Origin of the sequence: Flavobacterium rhamnosi, assembly GCF_048286515.1 — a bacterium.
In the GTDB taxonomy this organism is placed as follows: Bacteria; Bacteroidota; Bacteroidia; order Flavobacteriales; family Flavobacteriaceae; genus Flavobacterium.
The window spans coordinates 1-5,957 of the sequence record NZ_JBLVPS010000045.1; the positions used below are offsets into that span (position 1 = coordinate 1).

The window sequence follows — 5,957 nt, forward strand, 5'->3', positions numbered from 1 at the left end:
AAAACCTCCATAAAATAAACAAGAAAAATCTTGTTAAAATATATAAATAAAAATGAATTATTTTGAAAATATAAAACAAAAAAAAGTCGGAAGAAAAATCTTCCGACCATGACTACCTTTGTTGGCGCTTTTTTTATGAAGTGATTTTTCGTTTTACCATTTTCAAACTTCGTACCTTTGCACTTTAGAAATTGAAATAAAAATGATTGAAATAGGAAAATACAATACGCTTACCATTTTACGCGATACCAAAGTAGGTTTGTTTCTGGGGAATCCGGAAAAAGATCCTGAAGGAATACATGATATTCTTTTGCCTAATAAATATGTTCCGAACGAATTTGAAATAGGCGAGGAGTTGATTGTTTTTGTGTATTTGGACCATGAAGAAAGACCAGTTGCCACAACATTAGAACCTTATATTTTATTGAATGAATTTGCACTTTTGCGTGTAAATTATACCAATCAGATTGGGGCTTTTATGGACTGGGGAATGGAAAAAGATATTTTGGCTCCGTTTAAAGAACAGGCACGACCTATGGAAAAAGGAAAACGTTACCTGGTTTATCTTTATATGGATGAAAAAACCAATCGTTTGGTTGCTTCAAGCAAGACGAATCAATTTCTTAAAAATGAAGAGCTTACGGTTGAAAAAGGAGAAGAAGTAGATTTGATTGTTTCACATATTACTGAAATAGGAATTAACGTAATCATCAACGAAAAACACAAGGGTTTACTGTATAAGGATGAAGTGTATGATGATGCAATTCGTACAGGAGACCGTATGCGAGGCTATATTAAAACAATTCGTCCTGACAATAAAATTGATGTTTCACTGCAAATACAAGGCTATCAAAGTATAGAGCCGAATGCCGAAAAAATTCTTGATGAATTAAGAGCTAGTAGAGGTTTCTTGCGTTTGACCGATAATTCACATCCGGAAGATATTAAGACCGTTTTGAAAATGAGTAAGAAAACCTTTAAGAAAGCCATTGGTGCTTTGTACAGGGAAAAATTAATCGAGATCAAAGAAGACGGAATTTACCTGGTTAAAGAATAAAAAAAAGAAAGACTAATCATAACGGTTAGTCTTTCTCTTTTTATTTTGTTTTGGATTCTTGAAATTCAAAACAAAAATAAAATAAATCTAATTTCATTTTTAAAAGTATATTTATTCACTTTTATAATTAATAGTATCCTTAATACTACTTTAAAAATATTTGATCTAAGCGTAAATTACTTTTTTAAATGGTTTGTCTTTATGTTTAAACACTTGCTAGAAGCTAAGAATCAAATTTCACATTAAAGCCGCTGGTTTTGTATATATATTGAAAGATTATCTTCCGGAAAATAAATATTTTATTAATGCTCAACTTATTTATTGAGCGGGAATGCGAATCTTTTTTTAACCGTAGGTGTTACTCTTTATTTTTTACTGTTGGGGCAAATGATTTTTTCATTAGCTCTCTTACGATGGTTTTTGAAACAGTATTATAATTTATTACCATAGAAAAAGGAGCGACAAAATTTTTAATTGTATTCAAAAAAACATTTTTTAGGTTAATAAATCAGTGAAAATAATAAAGCTAAATCAAATTCAAATAAATTAAATTCCTCTGATTAGCAATATTTAAAATTAAGAATTATTTTGATTGCGAACTGTTAAAATTCTATTTTTTTTGATTTTTTTAACGTTTTAGATTGTTTAATCAGAGAAAGATTACCGTAAGCTTCTCTAAAATAGAATAGATAAAATGTAAAAAATGATTTAATTTTACACTGAATAATTTAAATCAATTGTAATGGATTGGATCACTGTCAAAGAATACGAGGATATAACCTATAAAAAATGCAATGGCGTAGCCAGAATAGCGTTCAACAGACCAGATGTACGGAATGCTTTCCGACCAAAAACAACGTCTGAATTGTATAGTGCATTTTACGATGCACAAGAAGATACTTCTATTGGTGTGGTTTTGTTGTCTGCCGAGGGGCCTTCGTCTAAAGATGGAGTGTATTCATTTTGTAGCGGTGGCGATCAAAATGCACGTGGTCATCAGGGCTATGTAGGAGAAGATGGGCAGCACCGTTTGAATATCTTAGAAGTACAACGTTTAATTCGATTCATGCCAAAAGTGGTTATAGCTGTAGTTCCAGGCTGGGCTGTGGGTGGAGGACATAGTTTGCATGTAGTATGCGATTTGACTTTGGCGAGTAAGGAACACGCTATTTTCAAACAGACCGATGCTGATGTAACAAGTTTTGACGGGGGCTACGGTTCGGCTTATTTAGCCAAAATGGTAGGGCAAAAAAAAGCACGTGAAATTTTCTTCTTGGGACGTAATTATTCCGCTCAGGATGCAATGGATATGGGAATGGTGAATGCCGTAATTCCACATGCTGAATTAGAAGATACAGCTTACGAGTGGGCACAGGAAATATTAGGAAAATCACCAATGGCTATCAAAATGCTAAAATTTGCGATGAATCTTACGGATGATGGAATGGTAGGGCAACAGGTTTTTGCTGGTGAAGCAACACGCCTGGCATACATGACCGAAGAAGCCAAAGAAGGTAGAAATGCATTTCTTGAAAAACGAAAACCAAATTTTGAGAAAAAGTGGTTACCATAATTGAGTATTAATGTTTAGTTTCAGTTTACAGAATAAAAAGCAAAACAAACAGCAATGTCTTTGTGGTAAAAAAATAAATAGTTTAAATGGAAAATTTCACAAACGAAACGATCGATATCGCCCTGCTTCCTAAATTTGAGGAAATCAGTTTTGCCAGCTTGCATCCTAATTATATAAAAGTTGTTTTAATCAATGTAGCCATAATCATAGGTATACTTGTGCTCGCTCCGACTATTGCATTAATGATAGCGCCAGACTTGTTTTCTGGAAAAGTTATGCTAGTTTTAGGAATAGTAATTTCGATATTTTCAGTTTTAATTATTGTGTTTTCTATCATTGGATTCCGGAAAAAAGGATTTGCATTCAGAGATCATGATGTGCTTTTTAGATATGGAATTATTGCTACGAATACAATTGTAATTCCTTATAATAGAGTGCAGCATGTGGCTTTACACGAAGGTCTGGTTTCACGTTATTTTGGTTTAGCTAAAATTGAAATTTTTACCGCTGGCGGAAGTTCCAGTGATATAGAAATTCCAGGAATTAAAAAAGAACAAGCTGAAAATATCAAACAACTCTTGATGGGTAAAATACAAAAGCAATTGTAATGGGGGTCGATTTTAGTCAGCCACAACGGCAATCTGTAGTTGGAATTTTGGTAATGTTTTTTTACACGCTTCAGCAATATGCCAGGGCATTATGGCCTGTGATTGTGATTTGGATTTTTAAGTTCGATGAGATTAACAAAACGTATCTTTTACTTGGTGCGATTGGCGTCTTTGTAAGTATTGGAGTTGTTTCCTATTTAAAATATCTCAATTTTACTTTTTTCTTAGATACTGACAACGAAGAATTCATTATTACCGAGGGTGTTTTTAATAAAACTAAAACAGCGATTCAGCTCCGAAAAATACAGCAGGTAAATATAAATCAGTCTTTTATTCAAAAGTTAATTGGTGTTTACGAACTCGATGTTGATACTGCCGGAAGCAATAAGAAAGAAGGTGCCATAAAAGCGATTTCGCATGAATTGGCTTTGCAATTGAAATCTCGATTATTAGATAACGAGAAAAAAAAGAGTGCTAATGAATCTCCTGGTTCTCAATTGGATGAAGTGGAGGAAAGGCCACTTGTGGTGGAACATCCTTTTATAAAAATAAGTTTTTTGAGTTTATTGAAGGTTGGGATTACTTCAAACTATGAAAGAAGTATTGCTTTATTGCTGATTTTTTTTACTACTCTCTATGAGAATTTTCAAAACTTCGGAGACGAGAGCAATGTTTACAAAGAAAAAATGGGGGCTTTTATAGATGGAAATTTAGTGTTACAGACTATTTTGATAGCGATAGTGTTTTTTTTCTGTATTGTTTTAGTTGTAAATGTGATACGTGTTATTTTTAAATATTTTGATTATAAAATTACCAGACAAAAGGGTTCTTTGTTGCTTTCTTTTGGATTGCTAAATACAAAGAGTACTATTATCAAGCCCGAAAAAGTTCAGATAACAAGTGTTACCAGGAATTATTTTCAAAAGAAAATGGGTATTCTTGAAATGAAAATTAAGCAAGCAAGCAGCGGCGAAAAAGAAGAACGTAAATCAGCAATAGAAATTCCTGGTTGTAGTGAATCGGAACGAGATGCTGTATTGAAATTATTGTTTCATAAAATTCCGGAAAAAGGAATGCAGCTGAGACCTAATTTTCGCAAACTTATTTTTTCGATTTTTCTTTCAATAGGTTTACCTTTGTCAGGCTTTGCAGGTGTTGGATATTGGCTTGAGTCCTATATTTTTGAGTATAGTTATTTGGTGCCGTTTTATGTAATTTTTATTGGAGTAATCCAATATTTTAAATTTAAAAATAACCGACTGTTTATCAGTGAAAATTTTATAATAAAGCAAAGTGGAGCTTGGGATGTGAGCGATGAGATTATTGAGCCCAGTAAAATTCAGGCAATTTCGACTTCGCAGCTTTTCTGGCATAAAAATTTGAATATAGGTTCTATTACGTTACATACTGCAGGAGGTGATATTTCTTTTCAGTTAGGGGATTACAGGATACTAAAAGAACAAGTAAATCTTTGGTTGTACGAAATAGAAACATCCGATAGTAATTGGATGTAGTTAAGAAGTAGTTTAATCTTGAATTGTCTAAATTGTTAATTCGAATAATAGAATCAACAACTGGACAAGTAAAAAATATATAAAATGAAACATTGGATTGAAGCCGCACGTTTAAGAACATTACCTTTATCAGTTTCCGGTATAATTGTAGGGAGCATGTATGCTTTGGCGCACCCGACTGACACTGTATTAACGCCAACAGAAGTGTTTAATTGGAGGTTGTTTGGTTTTGCTATATTAACCACACTTGGATTGCAGATACTGTCTAATTTCGCCAATGATTATGGTGACGGTATGAAAGGAACTGATAATGAGGACAGGGTTGGTCCTAAACGAGCCATTCAAAGCGGTGTAATTACTCCTCAAGCGATGAAACGCGCTATTGTAATCACCTCGGTACTGACGTTGTTTTCGGCGATGCTATTGATTTATTATGCGTTCAAGGATACCAATTTGTGGTATTCTTTGTTTTATCTGGTATTAGGAATGTTGGCAATTGCATCAGCTATTCGGTATACAGTTGGAAATACGGCATACGGCTATCGCGGTTTTGGCGACCTGTTTGTGTTTCTTTTCTTTGGTTTGGTGAGTACCTTAGGGGTTAATTTTTTGTATTCAAAACAACTTGATTTTGAATTATTTTTACCCGCAACAGCTATTGGATTGTTAAGTGTTGGAGTTTTAAATCTGAATAATATGCGGGATGAAGCTTCAGATAGAAAGTCGAATAAAAACACTGTTGTTGTAAAAATTGGCGGAGCCAAAGCTAAAATATACCATTACATTCTAATTGTTTTGGCTATGGTTTTGATATTGCTTTTTGCAATCTTAGATAATTTTCACTTTGATCAGTACTTGTTTTTACTAGCTTACATTCCTTTAACTAAACATTTAATTACGGTCTATAAAAATCAAAACCCTAAGGAGTTAGATCCGGAATTAAAAAAACTGGCGCTGAGTACTTTTGCTCTTTCTGTACTGCTTGCCTTGTGTATGATTTTCTTTTTTTCGGATTTGATTGTAAATAATTATTAAATGGCCACAACAACTCAAATCAATCTATTTTTAATGCTATAAATTTAATTTTATATGAAATACCCATGATTTAGCAAGCGCAAACCCCCATGAGTTTTTCACGGAACGTGAATATATTCGTAAATTAGATGTCTAAAAAACATTTAAGATTATGGAAACAGTTCAATTCG

Annotated in this window: 6 protein-coding genes; 5 read left to right on the forward strand and 1 reads right to left on the reverse strand. The window is 33.1% G+C overall.

Annotated features, from left to right (window positions below; genetic code table 11):
* Positions 1–202 precede the first annotated feature (202 nt).
* The gene (locus tag ACNQGN_RS18765; RefSeq protein ID WP_417989353.1) at positions 203–1,057 is read left to right on the forward strand and encodes a CvfB family protein; all 855 of its coding nucleotides are present in this window, start codon (positions 203–205) and stop codon (positions 1,055–1,057) included.
* 358 nt (positions 1,058–1,415) lie between these two features.
* Here the strand turns inward: ACNQGN_RS18765 and ACNQGN_RS18770 are convergent, their stop codons facing one another.
* Positions 1,416–1,541 carry a hypothetical protein gene (locus ACNQGN_RS18770; protein ID WP_417989354.1) on the reverse strand — a complete coding sequence of 42 codons (126 nt, stop codon included), beginning with the start codon at positions 1,539–1,541 and terminating at the stop codon, positions 1,416–1,418.
* A 258-nt stretch (positions 1,542–1,799) separates the two neighbouring features.
* Between ACNQGN_RS18770 and ACNQGN_RS18775 the strand changes: the two genes are divergently transcribed.
* The 4 genes from ACNQGN_RS18775 (at position 1,800) to menA (ending at position 5,787) form a co-directional block, all read left to right on the forward strand.
* Complete coding sequence (locus ACNQGN_RS18775; RefSeq protein ID WP_416847649.1) at positions 1,800–2,630, forward strand: 1,4-dihydroxy-2-naphthoyl-CoA synthase; 831 nt, start codon at positions 1,800–1,802, stop codon at positions 2,628–2,630.
* 86 nt (positions 2,631–2,716) lie between these two features.
* The gene (locus ACNQGN_RS18780) at positions 2,717–3,238 is read left to right on the forward strand and encodes a PH domain-containing protein (protein ID WP_417989355.1); all 522 of its coding nucleotides are present in this window, start codon (positions 2,717–2,719) and stop codon (positions 3,236–3,238) included.
* Positions 3,238–4,752, forward strand: a complete 1,515-nt coding sequence (locus ACNQGN_RS18785; RefSeq protein ID WP_417989356.1) for a PH domain-containing protein — start codon at positions 3,238–3,240, stop codon at positions 4,750–4,752. The genes ACNQGN_RS18780 and ACNQGN_RS18785 overlap by 1 nt, the downstream gene beginning before the upstream one ends.
* 84 nt (positions 4,753–4,836) lie before the next feature.
* Positions 4,837–5,787 carry a 1,4-dihydroxy-2-naphthoate octaprenyltransferase gene (gene menA, locus ACNQGN_RS18790; protein ID WP_417989357.1) on the forward strand — a complete coding sequence of 317 codons (951 nt, stop codon included), beginning with the start codon at positions 4,837–4,839 and terminating at the stop codon, positions 5,785–5,787.
* Positions 5,788–5,957 lie beyond the last annotated feature (170 nt).